This is a genomic window from Paraburkholderia sp. BR14320 (assembly GCF_040948665.1).
In the GTDB taxonomy this organism is placed as follows: Bacteria; Pseudomonadota; Gammaproteobacteria; order Burkholderiales; family Burkholderiaceae; genus Paraburkholderia; species Paraburkholderia youngii.
Window position 1 is genome coordinate 1 of the sequence record NZ_JBFPKG010000284.1, and the last position, 376, is coordinate 376.

1 protein-coding gene is annotated in these 376 nt (G+C 66.8%); it reads left to right on the plus strand.

What is annotated here, in order from left to right; all coding sequences use genetic code 11:
• Positions 1-376 (plus strand): hypothetical protein (locus AB3X89_RS40335; protein ID WP_368588074.1); only part of this gene is annotated, 376 nt, incomplete at both ends.

A 376-nucleotide genomic window follows, 5' to 3' on the forward strand; every position in this document is an offset into this window, starting at 1 on the left:
GACCTGCTGATCCAGCCGGAACTGCGCTACCTGATGGTCATCGGCGCCTATCGCGACAACGAGGTGGATGCCGCCCATCCGCTGACGGCCCGGCTTGAAGCGATCCGCAGCGCGGGCGCGAAGATCGCGGAAATCCGGCTCGCGCCGCTGACCGGTGCGCATGTCGGGCATCTGATCGCGGACGCGCTGCACTGCGCGCCCGAAAAACTTGCGCCACTGGCGCGCCTCGTGACCGACCGGACCGGTGGCAATCCGTTCTTCGTGATCCAGTTCCTGCACGCGCTGGCCGAAGGCGGTCTGCTGGCATTCGATCACGATGCGCGGCAGTGGCGCTGGGATACCGAACGCATCCAGGCCAGCGGTTACACCGACAACG